Annotated in this window: 2 tRNA genes and 1 rRNA gene; all 3 read left to right on the top strand. The window is 52.7% G+C overall.

Features of this window, described 5'->3' with window-relative positions:
* The first annotated feature begins 147 nt into the window (after window positions 1-147).
* The 3 genes from IHO40_RS05625 (at window position 148) to IHO40_RS05615 (ending at window position 1953) form a co-directional block, all read left to right on the top strand.
* Window positions 148-1689, top strand: a 16S ribosomal RNA gene (locus IHO40_RS05625).
* 68 nt (window positions 1690-1757) lie between these two features.
* Window positions 1758-1834: transfer RNA gene (locus IHO40_RS05620), tRNA-Ile, on the top strand.
* A gap of 43 nt (window positions 1835-1877) precedes the next feature.
* Window positions 1878-1953 (top strand) — tRNA-Ala (locus IHO40_RS05615).
* Window positions 1954-1961: the final 8 nt, after the last annotated feature.

Genomic DNA, 1961 nt, shown 5'->3' with positions numbered 1-1961 from the left:
GCACTGCTCTTTAACAATTTATCAGACAATCTGTGTGGGCACTCGAAGATACGGATTCTTAACGTCGCAAGACGAAAAATGAATACCAAGTCTCTTGAGTGAACATACGTAATTCATTACGAAGTTTAATTCACGAGCATCAAACTTAAATTGAAGAGTTTGATCATGGCTCAGATTGAACGCTGGCGGCAGGCCTAACACATGCAAGTCGAACGGTAACAGGAAGCAGCTTGCTGCTTCGCTGACGAGTGGCGGACGGGTGAGTAATGTCTGGGAAACTGCCTGATGGAGGGGGATAACTACTGGAAACGGTAGCTAATACCGCATAACGTCGCAAGACCAAAGAGGGGGACCTTCGGGCCTCTTGCCATCGGATGTGCCCAGATGGGATTAGCTAGTAGGTGGGGTAACGGCTCACCTAGGCGACGATCCCTAGCTGGTCTGAGAGGATGACCAGCCACACTGGAACTGAGACACGGTCCAGACTCCTACGGGAGGCAGCAGTGGGGAATATTGCACAATGGGCGCAAGCCTGATGCAGCCATGCCGCGTGTATGAAGAAGGCCTTCGGGTTGTAAAGTACTTTCAGCGGGGAGGAAGGGAGTAAAGTTAATACCTTTGCTCATTGACGTTACCCGCAGAAGAAGCACCGGCTAACTCCGTGCCAGCAGCCGCGGTAATACGGAGGGTGCAAGCGTTAATCGGAATTACTGGGCGTAAAGCGCACGCAGGCGGTTTGTTAAGTCAGATGTGAAATCCCCGGGCTCAACCTGGGAACTGCATCTGATACTGGCAAGCTTGAGTCTCGTAGAGGGGGGTAGAATTCCAGGTGTAGCGGTGAAATGCGTAGAGATCTGGAGGAATACCGGTGGCGAAGGCGGCCCCCTGGACGAAGACTGACGCTCAGGTGCGAAAGCGTGGGGAGCAAACAGGATTAGATACCCTGGTAGTCCACGCCGTAAACGATGTCGACTTGGAGGTTGTGCCCTTGAGGCGTGGCTTCCGGAGCTAACGCGTTAAGTCGACCGCCTGGGGAGTACGGCCGCAAGGTTAAAACTCAAATGAATTGACGGGGGCCCGCACAAGCGGTGGAGCATGTGGTTTAATTCGATGCAACGCGAAGAACCTTACCTGGTCTTGACATCCACGGAAGTTTTCAGAGATGAGAATGTGCCTTCGGGAACCGTGAGACAGGTGCTGCATGGCTGTCGTCAGCTCGTGTTGTGAAATGTTGGGTTAAGTCCCGCAACGAGCGCAACCCTTATCCTTTGTTGCCAGCGGTCCGGCCGGGAACTCAAAGGAGACTGCCAGTGATAAACTGGAGGAAGGTGGGGATGACGTCAAGTCATCATGGCCCTTACGAGTAGGGCTACACACGTGCTACAATGGCGTATACAAAGAGAAGCGACCTCGCGAGAGCAAGCGGACCTCATAAAGTATGTCGTAGTCCGGATTGGAGTCTGCAACTCGACTCCATGAAGTCGGAATCGCTAGTAATCGCGGATCAGAATGCCGCGGTGAATACGTTCCCGGGCCTTGTACACACCGCCCGTCACACCATGGGAGTGGGTTGCAAAAGAAGTAGGTAGCTTAACCTTCGGGAGGGCGCTTACCACTTTGTGATTCATGACTGGGGTGAAGTCGTAACAAGGTAACCGTAGGGGAACCTGCGGTTGGATCACCTCCTTACCTTAAAGAAGCGTTCTTTGAAGTGCTCACACAGATTGTCTGATGAAAATGAGCAGTAAAACCTCTACAGGCTTGTAGCTCAGGTGGTTAGAGCGCACCCCTGATAAGGGTGAGGTCGGTGGTTCAAGTCCACTCAGGCCTACCAAATTCGCAAGAATTGTCGGTATCAGAGATTAGCATTTTGCGATGGGGTTATAGCTCAGCTGGGAGAGCGCCTGCCTTGCACGCAGGAGGTCTGCAGTTCGATCCCGCATAGCTCCACCATCCTTTCT

Origin of the sequence: Wolbachia endosymbiont of Mansonella ozzardi, assembly GCF_020278625.1 — a bacterium.
Lineage (GTDB): Bacteria > Pseudomonadota > Alphaproteobacteria > Rickettsiales > Anaplasmataceae > Wolbachia.
This window is presented reverse-complemented; position numbering and strand designations above follow the sequence as displayed.